Source organism: Streptomyces sp. NBC_00425, assembly GCF_036030735.1.
In the GTDB taxonomy this organism is placed as follows: Bacteria; Actinomycetota; Actinomycetes; order Streptomycetales; family Streptomycetaceae; genus Streptomyces.
This window is the reverse complement of record NZ_CP107928.1, coordinates 7,384,503-7,402,901: the sequence shown is the minus strand read 5'-3', so window position 1 is coordinate 7,402,901 and position 18,399 is coordinate 7,384,503. Positions and strand designations below refer to the sequence as shown.

The window sequence follows — 18,399 nt, the reverse complement described above, 5'->3', positions numbered from 1 at the left end:
CCCGATGGGTGCCGAGCGCGTCCACGCGTACGGCGCCGCCGCCGGCCTTCTCGGCGACCTGCTCCTCGGCGACCCCCGCCGCGGGCATCCGGTCGCCGTGTTCGGGCGGGCCGCGGGCGCCGTCGAACGGCTGCTGTGGCGCGACCACCGGGGGTGGGGCGCCCTGCACACCGTCGTGTGCGCCGGCGGCGCCGTCGCCCTGGGGGCCGTCGCCTCGCGGGGTGCGCGCCGCTCCCCCGCCGCCTCCGTCGCCCTGACCGCCGCCGCCACCTGGGCCGTCGTCGGGGGCAGTTCACTCGTCCGCGAGGCACGCGCGATCGGGCGGGCCCTGGAGGCGGGGGACGTCGAGGCGGCCCGCGCACGACTGCCGCACCTGTGCGGGCGGGATCCCCAGGCGCTGGACGCCGACGGGATCGCCCGGGCCGTCGTGGAGTCCGTCGCCGAGAACACCTCCGACGCCGTCGTCGGGGCGCTGGTGTGGGGCGCCGTGGGCGGCGTGCCGGGACTGGTCGGGTTCCGGGCCGTCAACACCCTTGACGCGATGGTCGGTCACCGCTCGCCGAGGTACCTGCGGTTCGGCTGGGCCTCCGCCCGGCTCGACGACCTCGCCGGGTGGCCGGGGGCGCGGCTGACCGCCGTGCTGGCCGCCGCGGCGGGGGACGATCCGCGCGGCGCGCTGCGGGCCTGGCGAGCCGACGCCCGCAGTCACCCGAGCCCCAACGCGGGCCCCGTGGAGGCCTCCTTCGCGGGCGCCCTCGGGGTGCGGCTGGGCGGGACCCTGGCGTACGACGGGCGGGTCGAGCACCGGCCGGTGCTCAACGGGGCGGCCGGACGGGCCGTCGCCGTGCACGACATCGAACGCGCCGCACGGCTCTCCCGCCGCGTCGGTCTGCTCGCGCTCGGCGTCACCGTCGCCGCGCGCCTGGTCGCGAAGGGACGTCAGTCATGAGCGGGGGGCTCCTCGTCGCCGGCACCACCTCGGACGCCGGCAAGAGCGTCGTCACCGCGGGGATCTGCCGGTGGCTGGTGCGACAGGGCGTCAAGGTCGCGCCGTTCAAGGCGCAGAACATGTCCCTCAACTCCTTCGTGACGCGCGAGGGCGCCGAGATCGGACGGGCGCAGGCCATGCAGGCGCAGGCCTGCCGGGTGGAGCCGACCGCGCTGATGAACCCCGTGCTGCTCAAGCCGGGCGGGGAGCGCAGCAGCCAGGTCGTGCTGCTGGGCAGGCCGGTGGGCGAGATGAGCGCCCGCGGCTATCACGGAGGCCGGCAGCAACGACTCCTCGGCACCGTTCTCGACTGTCTCGCCGAGTTGCGGGGCACGTATGACGCGGTGATCTGTGAGGGGGCGGGCAGTCCCGCCGAGATCAACCTGCGGCGGACCGACATCGTGAACATGGGGATCGCGCGGAGCGCGCGGCTGCCCGTGCTCGTCGTCGGCGACATCGACCGGGGCGGGGTGTTCGCGTCGTTCTTCGGCACGGTCGCCCTGTTGTCGCCCGAGGACCAGGAACTGGTCGCCGGGTTCCTCGTCAACAAGTTCCGGGGGGACGTCTCCCTGCTGGAGCCGGGCCTGGACATGCTGCACGGGCTCACCGGGCGGCGGACGTACGGGGTGCTGCCGTTCCGGCACGGGCTCGGGATCGACGAGGAGGACGGGCTGAGGGTCTCGCTGCGGGGAACCGTGCGGGAGTCGAACACCGCCCCGCCGGTCGGCGAGGACGTGCTGCGGGTCGCCGTCTGCGCGGTTCCGCTGATGTCCAACTTCACCGACGTGGACGCGCTGGCCGCCGAGCCCGGCGTCGTCGTGCGGTTCGTCGACCGGCCCGAGGAACTGGCCGACGCCGACCTGGTCGTCGTACCGGGGACCCGGGGCACCGTGCGGGCGCTGGAGTGGCTGCGCGAGCGCGGGCTGGCCGACGCGCTGGTGCGCCGGGCCGCCGAGCAGCGGCCCGTCCTCGGCGTCTGCGGGGGCTACCAGATCCTCGGCACGCGGATCGAGGACGAGGTCGAGAGCCGGCTCGGCCGGGTCGACGGGCTCGCACTGCTCCCCGTGCGGGTGCGGTTCGCCCCGGAGAAGACCCTCACCCGCCCGGTCGGCGAAGCCCTCGGCGAGCCCGTCGAGGGGTACGAGATCCACCACGGGGTGGCCACCGTGGACGGCGGGGAGGCGTTCCTCAGCGACGACCGCGGGAACCCCCTGGACGGCTGCCGGGTCGGTCAGGTCTGGGGCACGCACTGGCACGGCTCGCTGGAGTCGGACGGGTTCCGGCGGGCCTTCCTGCGCGAGGTGGCCGCGGCCGCGGGCCGGCGTTTCGTGCCCGCTCCCGACACCTCGTTCGCCGCGCTGCGCGAGGAGCAGCTGGACCGGCTCGGCGATCTGATCGAGGAGCACGCGGACACCGACGCTCTGTGGCGGCTGATCGAGTCGGGCGCGCCGCCGGGGCTGCCGTTCGTTCCCCCGGGGGCTCCCGCATGAGCGGCCGCGCTCGCGCCCGCACGGGGGCCGGGCCGTCGCCGTCGGCCGGCGGCGTCCCGTTCACGGGGGAGTCCGGCCGGTGGCCGCGGCGCGACACCACCGAACGGCTGCGGGACGTCCGTCCCGAGCCGGAGGGCGAGTTGGAAGGCAACGAGAAGTGAGTACTCCTTTCCCGTTCACGGCCGTCGTCGGCCAGGACGACCTGCGGCTCGCGCTGCTGCTGAACGCCGTGTCGCCGGCGGTGGGCGGTGTGCTGGTGCGCGGCGAGAAGGGCACCGCCAAGTCGACGGCGGTACGGGCGCTGTCCGCGCTCATGCCGGCGCTGGACGCGGTGACCGGCTGCCGGTTCTCCTGCGACCCGGCCTCGCCCGACCCGGCCTGCCCGGACGGACCGCACGAGCCGGGGGCGTCCGAGACGCGGCCTGCGCGCATGGTCGAGCTGCCGGTCGGCGCCTCCGAGGACCGGCTGGTGGGCGCGCTGGACATCGAACGGGCGCTGGCGGAGGGCGTGAAGGCCTTCGAGCCGGGGCTCCTCGCCGACGCGCACCGGGGCATCCTCTACGTCGACGAGGTCAACCTCCTCCACGACCACCTGGTCGACCTGTTGCTGGACGCGGCCGCGATGGGCGCCTCGTACGTCGAGCGCGAGGGCGTCTCCGTACGGCACGCGGCCCGGTTCCTGCTCGTCGGCACCATGAACCCCGAAGAGGGCGAGCTGCGGCCGCAGCTGCTCGACCGGTTCGGGCTGACGGTGGAGGTGGCGGCCTCGCGCGAGCCCGACCAGCGGGTGGAGGTGGTGCGGCGGCGGCTCGCGCACGACGACGATCCCGAGGCGTTCGCCGCGCGCTGGGCGGACGAGGAGGCCGCCGTCCGCAGCCGGATCGCGGCCGCGCGCGAGCTGCTGCCGTCGGTGCGGCTGGGCGACGCGGCGCTGCGTCAGATCGCGGCGACCTGCGCCGCGTTCGAGGTGGACGGCATGCGCGCCGACATCGTCATGGCGCGCACAGCCACCGCGCTGGCCGCGTGGGCGGGACGGACCGACGTGCTCGCGGAGGACGTACGGCAGGCGGCGCTGCTCGCGCTGCCGCACCGCAGGCGGCGCAACCCCTTCGACGCGCCCGGACTCGACGAGGACAAACTCGACGAGACGCTCGAGGAGTTCGGCGGCTCGGACGACGAGGACCCCGACCCCGGCCCGCAGGGCCCCGAGGGCGGCCCCGGCGACGGTCCCGAGGGCGGCCCCGACGGCGGGGGCGGGCTGCCGCCGGGGTCGGGCGACGCGGTCGGCGACGCCACCGTGCCGCCGCAGGGCGACGGCGCCGGCCCCGACGCCGGGCGCGGGGAGGGCGGCGCGGAGCCGGCGCCGGCCGGCCCGGGAGCCGGGGAGCAGTCCCCCGTGCGGGCCGCCGAGCCGTTCCGCACCAAGACGCTGAGCGTGCCCGGCATCGGCGAGGGCGCCGCCGGGCGGCGGTCGCGGGCGCGTACCGAGCACGGCCGGACCACGGGCGCCCGGCGCCCCAGGGGCGCCCTCACCAAGCTGCACCTGGCGGCGACCGTGCACGCCGCCGCCCCGCACCAGCGGGCGCGGGGCCGGTCCGGGCCGGGGCTGGTGGTGCGGCGCGACGATCTGCGGCAGGCGGTCCGGGAAGGGCGTGAGGGGAACCTCGTGCTGTTCGTCGTGGACGCCTCGGGGTCGATGGCCGCCCGGCAGCGCATGGGCGCCGTGAAGGGCGCGGTGCTGTCGCTGCTGCTGGACGCGTACCAGCGGCGGGACAAGGTCGGGCTCGTCACCTTCCGCGGCTCGGGCGCGGACGTCGCGCTGCCGCCCACCTCGTCGGTGGACGCGGCCGCCGTACGCCTGGAGTCGCTGCCCACCGGAGGGCGCACGCCGCTGGCCGCCGGGCTGCTGCGGGCGCACGACGTGCTGCGCGTGGAGCGGCTGCGGGATCCCGCGCGGCGGGCGCTGGTCGTCGTGGTGACGGACGGACGGGCCACCGGGGGCCCCGAGCCGGTCGCGACGGCCGGACGGGCCGCCCGGCTGTTCGCGGCCGAGGGCGTCGCGAGCGTCGTCGTCGACTGCGAGTCGGGGCCGGTACGGCTCGGGCTCGCCGGGGAGCTCGCCGCGGAGCTGGGGGGAACCGCCGTCACGCTGGACGAGCTGCGGGCGGACTCCATCGCGGGACTGGTGAAAGACGTGCAGGGGACTTCGAGGAGGGCCGCTTAATGCCGCAGGGACAGCCGAGTGTCGTGCCGGACGACGGACTGACGACGCGTCAGCGTCGCAACCGGGCGCTCGTCATGGTGCACACGGGCATCGGCAAGGGGAAGTCGACCGCCGCCTTCGGGCTCGCGCTGCGGGCCTGGAACCAGGGGTGGCCGATCGGGGTGTTCCAGTTCGTCAAGTCGGCGAAGTGGAAGGTCGGCGAGGAGAACGCGCTGCGGGTGCTGGGGGCGTCCGGCGAGGGCGGTTCCGTCGACTGGCACAAGATGGGCGAGGGCTGGTCGTGGGTGCAGCGCGACGAGCAGCTCGACAACGAGGAGAAGGCCCGCGAGGGCTGGGAGCAGGTCAAGCGGGACCTCGCCGCCGAGGCGTACAAGCTGTACGTGCTCGACGAGTTCGCCTATCCGCTGCACTGGGGGTGGATCGACGTCGACGAGGTGATCTCGGTGTTGCGGGACCGGCCGGGGACGCAGCACGTCGTGATCACCGGACGCAACGCGCCCGAGAAGCTCGTGGACTTCGCCGACCTGGTCACCGACATGTCCAAGGTCAAGCATCCGATGGACGCGGGGCAGAAGGGGCAGAGGGGCATCGAGTGGTGACGCCGTGCTGACGCCCCCCGCTGCGACGCCGTCCGCGCCCCCGGCGCCGGCGCCCGCGGCCCCCTCCTGCGTGCCCCGGCTCGTGATAGCCGCGCCCTCCTCGGGCAGCGGCAAGACCACCGTCGCGACGGGGCTGATGGCCGCGTTCGCCGCGCGCGGGCTCGCCGTGTCCCCGCACAAGGTCGGGCCGGACTACATCGACCCCGGGTACCACTCGCTCGCGACCGGGCGGGTGGGCCGCAACCTCGACGCGTACCTGTGCGGGCCGGAGCTGGTCGGCCCGCTGTTCGCGCACGGCGCCCGCGGCTGCGACCTGGCGGTCGTCGAGGGCGTGATGGGGATGTACGACGGGGCCGCGGGAGAGGGCGAGCTGGCCTCCACCGCCCAGGTGGCGAAGCTGCTGCGGGCGCCGGTGGTGCTCGTGGTCGACGCCTCGTCGCAGTCCCGGTCGGTGGCGGCGCTCGTGCACGGGTTCGTTTCCTGGGACCCGCAGGTGCGGGTCGGGGGCGTGATCCTCAACAAGGTCGCCTCGGACCGGCACGAGGAACTGCTGCGGGACGCGCTGGAGTCGGCCGGGACGCCGGTGCTCGGCGTGGTGCGGCGGGCCTCGCGGGTGGACACGCCGTCCCGGCACCTGGGGCTGGTGCCGGTCGCCGAACGGCGGGCCGAGGCGGTCGACTCCGTCGCGGCGATGGCGGCGCAGGTGGCGCAGGGGTGCGACCTCGAAGCGCTGCTCGCGCTGGCGCGCGGGGCGGGAGAGCTGTCCTGCGCGCCGTGGGACGCGGCCGAGGCCCTGCGTGCCGCCGTGCCCGTGCCGGCGCCCGTGCCGGCCCTCGACGCCCGGGCTCCGCGGTCCGACGCCCGCGGGCCGGCGTCGGGGGGCACGGGCCGGCCGGTGGTCGCCGTGGCCGGCGGCTCCGCCTTCACCTTCTCCTACGCCGAGCACGCCGAGCTGCTCACCGCCGCCGGCGCCGACGTCGTCCCCTTCGATCCGCTGCGGGACGAGCGACTGCCCGAAGGAACCGCCGGGTTGGTCGTCGGGGGCGGATTCCCCGAGATGTACGCGGCCGAGCTGTCCGCCAACGAGCCGCTGCGCAAAACGGTGGCGGCCCTCGTGGACCAGGGGGCGCCCGTCGCCGCCGAGTGCGCCGGACTGCTCTACCTGTGCCGCGAGCTGGACGGGCAGCCCATGTGCGGGGTGCTCGACGCGACCGCGCGGATGAGCGGACGGCTCACGCTCGGCTACCGGGACGCGGTCGCCGTGAGCGACAGCGCGCTGGCCGTGGCCGGGACCCGGATGCGGGGCCACGAGTTCCACCGGACCGTCGTGGAGCCCGGCGCGGGCGCCACCCCGGCGTGGGGGCTGCGGACCCCGCAGCGGCGGCTCGAGGGGTTCGTGGAGCGGGGTGTGCACGCGAGCTATCTGCACACGCACTGGGCGTCCGAGCCGGGTGTGGTGCGCCGGTTCGTGGAGAGGTGCCGGACGTCATGAGCGGCGGGCCGGCCGTGCGGGCCGTCGGGGAGCCGGAACCGCGCGCCGCCGCGACCGGCCCCCTTCCGACGCGCGTGCACAGGCGCTCAGGACGCCAGGCCGACCACCAGCCAGATGAAGGCCGCGCCCGCGATCGTGCACAGGACGGTCGAGCGCGCCGGGTGCTCGTGGTGGGCCTCGGGGAGGATCTCGGCGGCCGCCAGGTACAGCAGCGCGCCGCCGAAGAACCCCAGGTAGCCGCCGAGCACCTGCTCCGGGATGGTGACGAAGGACGTCGAGGCCGCGCCCACGACCGGCGCCGCCGCGTCCGCCACCAGCATGGCCTGGGCCTTGCGGCGGGCGTTCCCGTAGAGGCTCGTGATCGTGTACGTGTTGAAGCCGTCCGCGAAGTCGTGGGCGATGACCGCGAGCGCCACGGCGGCTCCCATGCCGCCGTCCACCTGGAAGGCCGCACCGATCGCCACGCCGTCCATCGCGCTGTGCCCGACCATCGCGGCGGCGGCCGTGAGACCCACCTCGGGCGCGCGCAGGACCGCCTCCTCCGCGCCGTGCGCGGCCTGGCGGGCCGCGAGCAGCCGTTCCACCAGATGGGCCAGCAGGAACCCGGCCACGAAGAGCAGCAGCGCGGCCGGCACGCCGAAGACCTCGGTGCCGGCGGCGTCGAGCGCCTCCGGCAGCAGGTCCAGCCCGACCACGCCCAGCATCAGGCCGCCGGCCAGGCCCAGCACGAGGTGACGGCGGTCGGTCACGCGCTGTGCCGTCCAGCCGCCGGCCAGCGTCATGAGGAACGCGCCGAGCGCGACGAAGACCGCCATGGACCCTTGCTATCCGATCGACCCCCGATCGCGCACATCCGCGCCACGACCTGACGGCCGCGAAGCCCTGACGAAACACCCGATACCGCCTGAACCGCACAGACCATGGTGAGAGGACGTGCCCGCATGACCGACGCCGCCACCGGCCCCGGGCACGGCCCCGCGACGTCCGGGACCGCGGGCGGGCATGCCGCGGCCGCCCTCGTCGTCGGGGTCGGGGCGTCCACGGGGGTTCCCGCCGCCGAGGTGTTGGAGCTGGTGGAGAACGCGTTGCGGGAGGCGGGAGGGTCCGTGCGCGACCTCGCCGAGCTCGCCACCGTCGACGTCAGGGCCGGCGAACCGGGCGTCGTGGAAGCCGCCCGCCGGCTGGGGGTGCCCGTGGTGACGTACTCCGCGCGGGAGCTGGCGGGTGTGGCGGTGCCCCACCCCTCCGACGCGCCGTTCGCCGCCCTGGGCACCGCGTCGGTGGCGGAGGCGGCCGCGCTGATCGGCGGCGGTGAGCTCGTGCTGCCCAAGCGCAGGTCGGCCGGGACACCGGCGAGGGCGACGTGCGCCGTCGCGCGCCGGCCGGGCCACCCCGGCCCACCGGACCCGCCCGCCGAAACCGCGCGCACGCCGCCGGAAACCGCGACGCGCGCCACCCGCACGGACACCCCCCACCCGGGCATCACCCTCACGGACAGGGAAACGCGCACTCCCATGCACACTGACGGACAAGCTGACGAGCTCACCGACGGCCTGGCCGGCGTTCCCGACGGCGGGCACGACCTGCGCCATCACGGGGACGCCGAGACGCGGGACGACGGCTCGGCCCTGGTCGATCTCGCCGTGAACGTCCGCGCGGACACGCCTCCGCGCTGGCTGCTCGAGCGGGTCGCCGCGTCCCTGAGCGGCCTCGCGGCCTATCCGGACGGGCGGGCCGCGCGGGCGGCCGTCGCGGCGCGGCACGGGCTGCCCGTGGAGCGGGTGCTGCTGACGGCGGGCGCGGCGGAGGCCTTCGTGCTGCTGGCGCGGGCCCTGCGGGTGCGGCGGCCGGTGGTCGTGCATCCGCAGTTCACCGAGCCGGAGGCGGCGCTGCGCGACGCCGGGCACCAGGTGGGCCGGGTGCTGCTGCGCGCGCGGGACGGCTTCCGGCTGGATCCGGCGGCGGTTCCCGACGACGCCGACCTGGTGGTGATCGGCAATCCGACGAACCCCACGTCGGTGCTGCACCCCGCGGACACCCTCCGACGGCTGGCGCGGGCCGGACGGACGCTGGTCGTCGACGAGGCGTTCATGGACGCGGTGCCGGGCGAACGGGAGGCTCTCGCCGAACGGACGGACGTGCCCGGTCTGGTGGTGCTGCGCAGCCTGACCAAGACCTGGGGGCTCGCGGGGCTGCGGATCGGGTACGTCCTCGCCGCGCCGGAGACGATCGCCGAGCTGGAGCGGGCACAGCCGCTGTGGCCGGTGTCCACGCCGGCGCTGGCCGCCGCGCAGGCGTGTGTGGAACCGCGGGCGCTGGCGGAGGCCGTGCACGCGGCGCACCGCATCGCCGCGGACCGGGCCCATCTCGTCGCCGGTCTCGAGGAGTTCGCCTCGGACGGGCTGCGGGTCGCGGGGCCTGCCGAGGGCCCCTTCGTGCTCGTCCGGCTGCCGCGGGCCGCCGCGGTCCGCCGGCAGCTGCGGGTCCTGGGGTTCGCGGTCCGGCGCGGGGACACCTTCCCGGGACTGGACGAGGAGTGGCTGCGGCTGGCGGTACGGGACCGGGCGACGGTGAACCGTTTCCTCCAGGCGCTGGACCAGGCGCTGGCGCTGACGCGCGACTGACGGGACTCGGGGTACGGGACGCGAGGGACGGGACGCGAGGGAGCCGGCGGGGGAGCCGCGACAGGACGGGGCGCAGAGGCTCGGACGGGGCGCAGAGGCGGCGCGACGACCGGGCGGGGCACGGGCACCGGGGGACGTCGGCGCCCGTGCCCCGCCCCGTTCGGTCAGCCCCGCCGACGGGTCAGCGCCACCGCTCCCCCGCCCGCGAGCAGCAGAGCCACGGCGCCGCCCGCGACGTACGGGGCCGGCGAACCGCCGCCGGTCCGCGCCAGGTCGGCCTCGGCGGGCGCGGCCTGCGGTCGGACGTCAGGGGCCACGGCGGCGCTCGGCGCGGCCGGCCGTTCCTGCTCCTCCCCCTGCTCCTCCTTCCCCGTCCCCTCCCCCTGTGGCCCGCCCTGTTCTCCGGCCCGCTCCCCCGGCTCTGCGACGGGCGCCTCGCAGGTGGCCTCGGCGAGCGTCACCGTGCCGGTGACGTCGGCGACGTTGAGCTGCAACGGGTCGACGGAGACGGTGAGTTCGAGGGCGGTGGCGGCGGCCGTGCGGGTGGTGGTCCCGCGCTGGGACAGGTCGAGCCGGACCTGTCCCACACCCGGCACCTTCACGTCCGTCGTGCCGCCCGTGCTCACCGACACCTTCTTGCCCAGGACCGTCAAGGAGCCGAGCAGGTTCGCGACGGCGACCGGAGGCCGGCCGGTCTCGCAGGTCGCCTTCGAGGTGACCGTGCCGACCTCGACGAGGGAGAGCAGCGGGAGGCCGGGGACGTGCAGCCTGGCGTGGACGACTCGGGTGGACGCCTCGGCCTTCCTCTCGTCCACCGTCGCCCTGGCCTCGGCGACGTCGGCGCGCAGCACGCTGAACGGCCTTCCGCCTGCGACGCCGTCCAACTCGGCTGTCAGCGCGGTCTTCTCGGCGCTCTGCGGCGCGTGCACCTCGTTGAGGGAGACGGCGAGCGGGACGCCGGCGGATCTGTTGAGCAGGGCCACGTCGAGGCCGGTGCGCAGCACGGCGGCGCTCGCGCGGCCCCGGCCGTCGCCCGCGTGGGCGGGGCCCGCGCCGGCCAGGGCCGCGGGACCGGCGGCGAGGGCCGTGGCCGCCGCGACGGCGGCGACGCGACGGGCGCGTGCGGGCATGCGGAAGGTGTTGCCGTTCAAGGGTGGGACCCCCAGAAGAGACGCTTCGGGACCCCGCAAGAATCGCGTACGAAGGGTGAACGGTCAGCGCGCCGACCCGAGTTCACTCCAACGTGAGATTTCCGCGCACACCTTCGAATCCACCGGCACGTACGTTCTGCGTCGTCACCCTCGCGGCACACTCCTCGGAGCGCCTCAGGCCACGGTCCGCGCGCCTCAGGTCACCGGTTCGGCGCGCCTCAGCCCACGATCTTCCCGTTCAGCACGACCCTGCGGGGCGCCGCCAGCACGCGGACGTCCGCCCGCGGGTCCGTCTCGTACACCACCAGGTCCGCCGGAGCGCCCTCGTCCAGGCCGGGGCGTCCGAGCCACGCGCGTGCGCCCCACGTCGTCGCGGAGAGCGCCTGCAACGGGGGGATGCCCGCGGTCACCAGCTCGGCGACCTCCGCCGCCACCAGACCGTGCGGCAGCGTGCCGCCGGCGTCCGTGCCGACGAAGACCGGGATGCCGGCGTCGTAGGCGGAGCGGACGGTGTCGTACCGGTGGGCGTGGAGCCTGCGGATATGGGCCGACCAGCGCGGGAACTTGGCCTCCCCGCCGGCGGCGAGATCCGGGAAGGTGGCGATGTTGACCAGGGTCGGGACGATCGCCACGCCCCGTTCGGCGAACAGCGGGACGAGGTCGTCCGTCAGACCCGTCGCGTGCTCGATGCAGTCGATGCCGGACTCGACCAGATCACGCAGCGAGTTCTCGGCGAAGCAGTGCGCCGTGACGCGCGCGCCCAGCCGGTGGGCCTCGGCGATGGCCGCCTCGGCCGCCGCCCGCGGCCAGCTGGGGGCCAGATCGCCGGCCTCGCGGTCGATCCAGTCGCCGACCAGCTTGACCCAGCCGTCGCCGCGCCGGGCCTCCCGGGCGACGTACGCGACGAGGTCGTCGGGCTCGATCTCGTGCGCGTAGCCGCGCAGATATCGGCGGGTGCGGGCGATGTGCCGGCCCGCCCGGATGATCTTCGGGAGGTCGTCGCGGTCGTCGGTCCAGCGGGTGTCCGAGGGTGAGCCGGCGTCCCGCAGCAGCAGGGCGCCGGCCTCGCGGTCGGTGAGCGCCTGCTTCTCCGCGACGTCGGGTTCGACCGGCCCGTGCCCTCCGAGGCCCACATGGCAGTGCGCGTCGACGAGACCGGGCAGCGCCCAGCCCTCGACGGTGCGGACCTCACGGGCCCCTGCGGGACGGTCGTAGGAGATCCGGCCGTCGACGACCCACAGCTCGTCGCGGACGTCGTCGGGCCCGGTCAGGACCCTGCCCTTCACGTGCAGCACCGGATGATCGCTCATGCGTGCACCCTAGCCAGTGCTCCTGCCCACCTGGTCGGAGGTCTCCTCCTCCACGTCGGCCATCGCCGGGTCGAGGAGGCGGGAGAGGAAGTGGCGGGTGCGCTCGTGCCGCGGTGCGCCGATGACCTGGGCGGGGGCGCCGTCCTCGACGATCACTCCGCCGTCCATGAAGACGACCCGGTCGGCGACCTCGCGGGCGAAGGTCATCTCGTGGGTGACGACCATCATCGTCATGCCCTCGTTCGCCAGCATGCGCATGACGGCCAGGACGTCGCCGACCAGCTCCGGGTCGAGCGCCGACGTCGGCTCGTCGAAGAGCATCACGTCGGGGCCCATGGCCAGGGCGCGGGCGATCGCGACGCGCTGCTGCTGGCCGCCGGAGAGGGAGGCGGGATAGGCGTGCGCCTTCTCCGACAGGCCCACCCGCTCCAGGTTCTGGGCGGCGACCTTCGCGGCCTCCGCCTTGCCACGGCCCAGCACCCGGCGCTGCGGCAGCGTCAGGTTCTCGGTCACCGACAGGTGCGGGAACAGGTTGAACTGCTGGAAGACCATGCCGATACGGCGTCGCACGGCGTCGATGTCGACGTCGGGGTCGGTGAGCTCCGTGCCGCCGACGAAGACCTGGCCGCTCGTGGGCTCCTCCAGCAGGTTCACGCAGCGCAGCAGCGTCGACTTGCCGGAGCCGGAGGGGCCGATCACGCAGACGACCTCGCCCCGGCCGATCTCCAGGTCGATGCCCTGGAGCACCTCGTTGTCGCCGAACGCCTTGTGCAGGCCGCGCACTTCGATCTCGGGTCGGCTCATTTCACGGCCTCCTGGGCCTTGGCCTCCATGCGGCGCACGACGAAGCCGAGCGGGACGGTCACCAGCAGGTAGCACAGGCCGGCGACCAGGATCGGCGTGGAGTTGGCGGTGTCGCTGGCCAGGTCCCGGCCGAACTTGGACAGTTCGCGCTCCTCAAGGGTCACGCCGAGGAGCAGGACCAGGGAGGAGTCCTTGAAGAGGATGATCAGTTCGTTGGTGAGCGGCGGCAGGATGATCCGGAACGCCTGCGGGATGACGATGGAGATCATCGCGCGGGCCGGCGAGAAGCCGAGCGAGCGCGCCGCCTCCATCTGCCCCTTGGGCACCGCCTGGATGCCCGCGCGGAACGTCTCCGCCATGTACGCGGCGCCCACCAGGCCGAGCGCGAGGGCCGCCTTGCCGTAGGTGCCGCCGACGATCTCCGTGCCGGGGAAGGCCAGCGGCACGGCCACGCCGATGAACACGAAGATCAGCAGGGCGGGCAGACCGCGGAAGATCTCGATGTACACGCCGGCCACCCAGCGGTACGGGCCGACCGAGGACAACCTCATCAGCGCGATGACCAGGCCGAGCACCAGCCCCAGCAGGAAGCCCGACAGCGTGTACAGGACGGTGTTCTTCAGCGCGAGCGTGATGACGTCCGGGAACATCTCCTTCGCGATGTCCCACTGGGCGAACTGGTTCTTCAGCCGGCCCCAGTCGGCCGTCACCGCGAAGACGATCACGGCGGCGACGAACACGGCGTACTGCGCGCCGCGGGACAGCCGGCGCTTCTGCCGCCGGGTCAGTCCCTTCTTCTTCGGCTGGAGCGGTACGTCCGCGGCGGTCATGACGCCGACGGGGAGGCCGCGGACGCGTCGTACGGGCCGATCCACTTCTCGTACAGCGTCTTGTACGTGCCGTCGGCCTTCGCGTCCGCCAGCGCCTTGTTGATCGCGGCGACCAGCTTCGCGTTGCCCTTCTTCACCGTGAAGCCGTACTGCTCGCCGGTGTTGAGGTTGTCGACGACCTTGAAGGCGTCGGCGTTGGCCTTGTCCTTCAGCCAGCCCTGGACCACCGGGTAGTCGATGATGACGGCCTTGACCTGGCCGGTGCGCAGTCCGTTGAGGACGGCGTCGGAGGACTCGAAGGAGACCGCGTCGAAGCCCTGCTTCTCGGCATAGTCCTCGCCGGTGGTCTGCGCCTGCGCGCCCAGCTTGACGCCCTTGGACTTCACGTCGGCGAGCGAGGAGACGCCCGCGCCCTTGTCGACGAGGACGGCCTGCGTGGCCTCGAAGTAGGGGTCGGAGAAGTCGACGTTCTTCTTGCGCTCGTCGGTGATGGTCATGCCGGCCGCGGCGAGGTCGCACTGGCCGGAGTTGAGGAAGGCGCCGGTCTTGAAGTTCTCGAAGGGCGTGTCGACGATCGCCTGCTTCACGCCGAGGTTCTTGGCGACCAAGTCGATCAGGGAGACGTCGAAGCCCTGCACCTTGCCGTCGATCTCCGACTGGAAGGGCGGGTAGGGCAGGTGGGTGCAGGTGGTGAGCTGGCCCGCCTTGACGAGCTCGACCCCGCCGGCGGCGGTCTTGGAGCCACTGCCGCCGCCGTCGCTCGACGTGCAGGCGGCCACGAGCACGAGCCCGGCCGTCGCGGTGGCAGCGGCCAGGATGCGGGTCCGGCGCCCGGAGAGGGTGATCACGGCGGGCCTTCCTGTAAGGGAACTAAGGGTTCCGATTATAAGGAGATGTTTGGGAGTCTCAAACCAATCCGATGGTCACGAGGCCGTCGGGCCTGCGAAGTCACCGGTGGGGAGGGGGGAGGACGTCCCGGTTACTCTCGTCACCTCTACCCCGTCAGTGAAGAGAGCACCGTCGTGACACACCCGTTCCTGGACCTCGCACCGCTGAGCGCCGCACATTTCGCCTCGATCGAGGCCCGGGTGGCGCGACTGCTGGACACCCGGCAGGACGTCGTGGTCACGCAGGGCGAGGCGCTGCTGCCGCTGGAAGGGGCGATCCGGGGCGCCGCGGGTCCGGGCACCACGGCCCTCAACGTGATCACCGGCCCGTACGGGCAGACCTTCGGCGACTGGCTGCGGGACTGCGGCGCGACCGTGATCGACCTGGCGGTCCCCTTCCACACGGCGGTGACGGCCGCACAGGTCCGCGAGGCGTTCGCCGAGCACCCGGAGATCGACTTCGTGTCGCTGGTGCACGCGGAGGCGGCGACCGGCAACACCAACCCGGTCGCCGAGATCGGCGAGGTGGTGCGGGAGCACGGCGCGCTCTTCTCGCTGGACGCGGTCGCCTCGATCGGCGCGGAGCCGGTGCTGCCGGACGCGTGGGGCGTGGACCTGTGCGTGATCGGCGCGCAGAAGGCGATGGGCGGCCCGGCAGGCGTCTCGGCGGTCGCGGTGAGCGAGCGGGCGTGGGCGCGGATGTCCGCGAACCCGACAGCCCCGCGCCGCTCGTACCTGTCCCTGCTGGACTGGAAGCAGCGGTGGATCGACGGCGGCCGCAAGGCCCTGCTGCACGCGCCGGCGCAGCTGGAGATGCTGGCCCTCGAGGCGTGCGTCGAGCGGATCGAGACCGAGGGGCTGAAGACGTTCATGGCCCGGCACGCGTCCGCGGCGGCGGCGACGCGGGCGGGCGCGCTGGCGCTGGGCGGCGGGCTCGAGCCGTACGTGCACGACCCGGCGGAGGCGGCGCCGGTCGCCACGACGCTGCGGGCGCCCGCGGGCGTGCCGGCGTCGGAGCTGGTGGCCCGGGCGCTGGCGAGCGACCCCGCACTGCCGCTGGCCGCGGGCGGCGGCGCGCTGGCCGGCGAGATGATCCGGGTCAACCACTACGGGGCGGACGCCACCCTGGACGCGGTGCGCGGATCCCTGGCCGCTCTGGGCGCCGCACTGGCGGAGAGGGGCCTGACCGTCGACCCGGCCGCCGCCCTCCGGGCCACGGAGGACGACCGGAGCTGAGGGGAGCGACGGGACCGGCCGGAGGCGGCCGGAATCGACCGTCGGCGCCGGGGCGGATGGCATGCTGCCGGAATGACGACGGATGCGCACCGGACACTTCCCGACGGCCGCCCGGTCCCGCTGCTGACCGGCGAGGAACTCCCCATGCTGGAGAGCTGGCTGGCGTTCCACCGGGCGACGCTGGAGCTGAAGTGCGCCGGGCTGGACGACGAGCAGGCGCGGACGGCGTCCGCCGAGCCGTCCTCGCTCACCCTCCTCGGTCTGGTGCAGCATCTCGCCGAGGTCGAACGCAACTGGTTCCAGCGGGCGTTCGCCGGTCTCGAGGTGCCGCCGGTCTTCGGGGAGAGGACCGGCTACGCACTCGACGCGGACCGCGGGCTCGACGAGGCGCTGACCGTCTGGCGGCGGGAGATCGCCCGCGGGCGCGAGCTGATCGCCGGGCGGTCGCTCGAGGACACCGGCCGGATCGTGGACGGCCCGATGACCGGGCTCGAGATCAGCCTGCGCTGGGTGCTCCTCCACATGATCGAGGAGTACGCCCGCCACAACGGCCACGCCGACATTCTCCGCGAGCGCCTCGACGGAGTGACCGGAACCTGAACGGAAGGTAATTCGGGAATTCATTCCAGGTATTTTCCAGGGAACTTCCCGACGATAGGTTTCCCGAGTTCTTCTGCCCCGCTCCCGAATATCTAAACGCAGCGATTTCCGGACGCCCGGGAACTGCGTGACGCATTGCACAAGCTCGACTATATGCACCTTTTGCACGGTGCGAAAGCGGACAAACTGACGTTCAGTCTCTGTGGCATCACGGAATCACCACGGCCTCTCCATGCGTTATCGAATTTCGCTCGGTAAGTTCAATCCGCATGACTGCCGCACAAGCAGACCTGCGTATCGACCGCCCGTCGGTGGCTGACGGAGCCGCCCTCTGGCGTCTCGCCAAGGAATCCGGAACGCTCGATCTGAACTCCTCCTACAGCTACCTGCTGTGGTGCCGCGACTTCGCCGCCACCTCGGCGGTGGCGCGTGCGGAGGGCGGCGAGCCGGTCGGGTTCGTCACCGGCTACGTACGGCCGCAGGACCCGCACACCCTGCTGGTCTGGCAGGTGGCCGTCGACGCCGCACACCGGGGTCGCGGACTCGCCGCCGCACTGCTCGACGGGCTGACCGCGCGGCTCGCCGCGCAGCGCCCGCTCACCGCCGTCGAGACCACCATCACGCCGGGCAACACCGCCTCCGAGCGGCTGTTCGCCTCGTTCGCCGAACGGCACGGGGCGACCGTCACCCGCGAGGTGCTGTTCGACGCCGGGCTGTTCCCCGACGGCCCGCACGACCCCGAGGTGCTGTACCGGATCGGCCCGCTCTCCTTCTGATCTCCCCGCGCTCCCCCGCGTCCGCGCACCCCGTTACCGCTCTCCTGCCGACCCCACACCAAGGAGTGTTTTCGCCGTGACCCTCACCCAGCCCGACCTCAGCGTCTTCGAGACCCTCGAGTCCGAGGTGCGCAGCTACTGCCGCGGCTGGCCCGTCGTCTTCGACCGCGCGCAGGGCAGCCGCATGTACGACGAGGACGGCCATCGGTACCTGGACTTCTTCGCCGGCGCCGGATCGCTCAACTACGGCCACAACAACCCCGTGCTGAAACGGGCGCTGATCGACTACCTGTTGCGGGACGGCGTCACGCACGGGCTCGACATGTCGACCGTCGCCAAGCGGACGTTCCTGCAGACCTTCCAGGACCTGGTGCTGCGCCCCCGTGACCTGCCCTACAAGGTCATGTTCCCGGGCCCGACCGGCACCAACGCCGTGGAGTCCGCGCTGAAGCTGGCGCGCAAGGTGAAGGGCCGCGAGGCCATCGTGTCGTTCACCAACGCGTTCCACGGCATGTCCCTCGGGTCGCTCGCCGTGACCGGCAACGCCTTCAAGCGGGCCGGCGCCGGCGTCCCCCTGGTGCACGGCACGCCCATGCCGTTCGACAACTACTTCGACGGTCAGGTCCCGGACTTCCTCTGGTTCGAGCGGCTGCTCGAGGACCAGGGCTCCGGCCTCAACAAGCCCGCCGCTGTGATCGTCGAGACCGTGCAGGGCGAGGGCGGCATCAACGCCGCGCGTCCGGAGTGGCTGCGCGCGCTCAAGGAGCTGTGCGAGCGCCAGGACATGCTGCTGATCGTCGACGACATCCAGATGGGGTGCGGGCGCACCGGGGCCTTCTTCTCCTTCGAGGAGGCCGGAATCGTCCCGGACATCGTCACGGTGTCCAAGTCCATCAGCGGCTACGGGCTGCCCATGTCGCTCTGCCTGTTCCGGCCGGAGCTCGACGTGTGGGAGCCGGGCGAGCACAACGGCACCTTCCGCGGCAACAACCCGGCCTTCGTCACCGCCACCGCCGCGCTCGAGACGTACTGGGCCGACGGGTCGGCCATGGAGAAGCAGACCCGGGCGCGCGGCGAGCAGGTCGAGCAGGGGCTGATCTCGATCACCGAGGAGAACCTCGCCGACGTCAAGGAGTACCGGGGCCGCGGTCTGGTGTGGGGCCTGGAGTTCCACGAGAAGGCGCGGGCCGGCCGGGTGGCGCAGCGCGCCTTCGAACTCGGGCTGCTGATCGAGACGTCCGGCCCGGAGAGCGAGGTCGTCAAGCTGCTGCCGGCGCTGACCATCACCCCGGAGGAGCTGGACGAGGGCCTCAGCATCGTGGCCCGGGCCGTGCGGGAGACCCTCTGACGCTCCCGTGCGGGCCGGGCGCGACCCCGGCCCGCCCACC

Annotated in this window: 17 protein-coding genes; 11 read left to right on the top strand and 6 right to left on the bottom strand. The window is 73.9% G+C overall.

Annotated features, from left to right (window positions below):
* The first annotated feature begins 4 nt into the window (after positions 1-4).
* From OHS82_RS32525 to OHS82_RS32500, 6 genes are read left to right on the top strand one after another with little or no spacing between them, the layout of a single operon-like run.
* Entirely contained in the window at positions 5-949 is a 945-nt protein-coding gene (locus OHS82_RS32525) for a cobalamin biosynthesis protein (protein WP_328435070.1), read from the top strand.
* Positions 946-2,478 (top strand): cobyric acid synthase, encoded by a 1,533-nt coding sequence (locus OHS82_RS32520; protein ID WP_057581288.1) that lies wholly within the window; start codon positions 946-948, stop codon positions 2,476-2,478. The genes OHS82_RS32525 and OHS82_RS32520 overlap by 4 nt, the downstream gene beginning before the upstream one ends.
* The gene (locus OHS82_RS32515) at positions 2,475-2,639 is read left to right on the top strand and encodes a hypothetical protein (protein WP_328435069.1); all 165 of its coding nucleotides are present in this window, start codon (positions 2,475-2,477) and stop codon (positions 2,637-2,639) included. The genes OHS82_RS32520 and OHS82_RS32515 overlap by 4 nt, the downstream gene beginning before the upstream one ends.
* The gene (locus OHS82_RS32510; protein WP_057581286.1) at positions 2,636-4,702 is read left to right on the top strand and encodes a putative cobaltochelatase; all 2,067 of its coding nucleotides are present in this window, start codon (positions 2,636-2,638) and stop codon (positions 4,700-4,702) included. Before OHS82_RS32515 ends, OHS82_RS32510 begins: the two co-directional genes overlap by 4 nt.
* Complete coding sequence (gene cobO, locus OHS82_RS32505; protein WP_057581284.1) at positions 4,702-5,301, top strand: cob(I)yrinic acid a,c-diamide adenosyltransferase; 600 nt, start codon at positions 4,702-4,704, stop codon at positions 5,299-5,301. Before OHS82_RS32510 ends, cobO begins: the two co-directional genes overlap by 1 nt.
* A 4-nt stretch (positions 5,302-5,305) precedes the next feature.
* Positions 5,306-6,793 carry a cobyrinate a,c-diamide synthase gene (locus tag OHS82_RS32500; RefSeq protein ID WP_443042378.1) on the top strand — a complete coding sequence of 496 codons (1,488 nt, stop codon included), beginning with the start codon at positions 5,306-5,308 and terminating at the stop codon, positions 6,791-6,793.
* Positions 6,794-6,879: 86 nt separating this feature from the next.
* Here OHS82_RS32500 and OHS82_RS32495 read toward each other — a convergent pair whose 3' ends face one another.
* Positions 6,880-7,608 (bottom strand): ZIP family metal transporter, encoded by a 729-nt coding sequence (locus OHS82_RS32495; RefSeq protein ID WP_057581280.1) that lies wholly within the window; start codon positions 7,606-7,608, stop codon positions 6,880-6,882.
* Between the two features lie 126 nt (positions 7,609-7,734).
* Here OHS82_RS32495 and cobC point away from each other — a divergent pair, with 126 nt between their 5' ends.
* On the top strand, positions 7,735-9,417 hold the full coding sequence (gene cobC, locus OHS82_RS32490; RefSeq protein ID WP_328435068.1) for an Rv2231c family pyridoxal phosphate-dependent protein CobC: 1,683 nt from the start codon (positions 7,735-7,737) through the stop codon (positions 9,415-9,417).
* 164 nt (positions 9,418-9,581) lie between these two features.
* Here the strand turns inward: cobC and OHS82_RS32485 are convergent, their stop codons facing one another.
* From OHS82_RS32485 to OHS82_RS32465, 5 genes are all read right to left on the bottom strand, one after another.
* Complete coding sequence (locus tag OHS82_RS32485) at positions 9,582-10,568, bottom strand: SCO1860 family LAETG-anchored protein (RefSeq protein WP_057581278.1); 987 nt, start codon at positions 10,566-10,568, stop codon at positions 9,582-9,584.
* Positions 10,569-10,786: 218 nt separating this feature from the next.
* Entirely contained in the window at positions 10,787-11,878 is a 1,092-nt protein-coding gene (locus tag OHS82_RS32480; RefSeq protein WP_057581276.1) for an amidohydrolase family protein, read from the bottom strand.
* 9 nt (positions 11,879-11,887) lie between these two features.
* On the bottom strand, positions 11,888-12,682 hold the full coding sequence (locus tag OHS82_RS32475; protein WP_057581274.1) for an amino acid ABC transporter ATP-binding protein: 795 nt from the start codon (positions 12,680-12,682) through the stop codon (positions 11,888-11,890).
* Positions 12,679-13,512 (bottom strand): amino acid ABC transporter permease, encoded by an 834-nt coding sequence (locus tag OHS82_RS32470; protein ID WP_057581334.1) that lies wholly within the window; start codon positions 13,510-13,512, stop codon positions 12,679-12,681. Before OHS82_RS32470 ends, OHS82_RS32475 begins: the two co-directional genes overlap by 4 nt.
* Entirely contained in the window at positions 13,509-14,360 is an 852-nt protein-coding gene (locus tag OHS82_RS32465; RefSeq protein ID WP_328435067.1) for a transporter substrate-binding domain-containing protein, read from the bottom strand. Before OHS82_RS32465 ends, OHS82_RS32470 begins: the two co-directional genes overlap by 4 nt.
* 174 nt (positions 14,361-14,534) lie before the next feature.
* Between OHS82_RS32465 and OHS82_RS32460 the strand changes: the two genes are divergently transcribed.
* From OHS82_RS32460 to ectB, 4 genes are all read left to right on the top strand, one after another.
* Positions 14,535-15,635 (top strand): aminotransferase class V-fold PLP-dependent enzyme, encoded by a 1,101-nt coding sequence (locus OHS82_RS32460; RefSeq protein ID WP_057581270.1) that lies wholly within the window; start codon positions 14,535-14,537, stop codon positions 15,633-15,635.
* Positions 15,636-15,707: 72 nt separating this feature from the next.
* Entirely contained in the window at positions 15,708-16,235 is a 528-nt protein-coding gene (locus tag OHS82_RS32455; RefSeq protein WP_057581269.1) for a DinB family protein, read from the top strand.
* Between the two features lie 269 nt (positions 16,236-16,504).
* The gene (gene ectA / locus OHS82_RS32450) at positions 16,505-17,011 is read left to right on the top strand and encodes a diaminobutyrate acetyltransferase (RefSeq protein ID WP_057581268.1); all 507 of its coding nucleotides are present in this window, start codon (positions 16,505-16,507) and stop codon (positions 17,009-17,011) included.
* Between the two features lie 76 nt (positions 17,012-17,087).
* Positions 17,088-18,359, top strand: a complete 1,272-nt coding sequence (ectB, locus tag OHS82_RS32445) for a diaminobutyrate--2-oxoglutarate transaminase (RefSeq protein WP_057581267.1) — start codon at positions 17,088-17,090, stop codon at positions 18,357-18,359.
* Positions 18,360-18,399 lie beyond the last annotated feature (40 nt).